General features: G+C 53.3%; 1 protein-coding gene. It reads left to right on the top strand.

Features of this window, described 5'->3' with window-relative positions:
- The coding region (locus tag H0248_RS21100) for a winged helix-turn-helix domain-containing protein (protein ID WP_180787371.1) at positions 1–377 on the top strand (377 nt) is incomplete at both ends.

Raw genomic sequence — 377 nt, 5'->3', positions numbered from 1 at the left:
AGTCGCGGATATCCTGCATATTTTGCCGCTTCTGGTTCAGCATTCCCCTCAGGACTTTGGCTGGCTGCGTTCCCGCTGGAGCACAGAGTTATTGGCGCTTATCGTTAATCGGCTTTTTAATGTAGCGCTTCATCCCGCCACGTTGCACCGCTACCTGAAACGGGCAGGTATTGTCTGGCGCAGAGCCGCGCCAACACTGAAAATCAAAGACCCATATTATGAGGAAAAGCGACTCGCCATCGAACAGGCCGTCGCCCAGCAGCAGACAAACCATCCGGTATTTTATCAGGATGAAGTGGATATCGACCTGAACCCGAAAATCGGCGCGGACTGGATGCGCAAAGGGCAACAGAAACGTGTGACTACGCCGGGACATA

The organism is Pectobacterium brasiliense, from assembly GCF_013449685.1.
GTDB lineage: Bacteria > Pseudomonadota > Gammaproteobacteria > Enterobacterales > Enterobacteriaceae > Pectobacterium > Pectobacterium brasiliense_A.
This window is presented reverse-complemented; position numbering and strand designations above follow the sequence as displayed.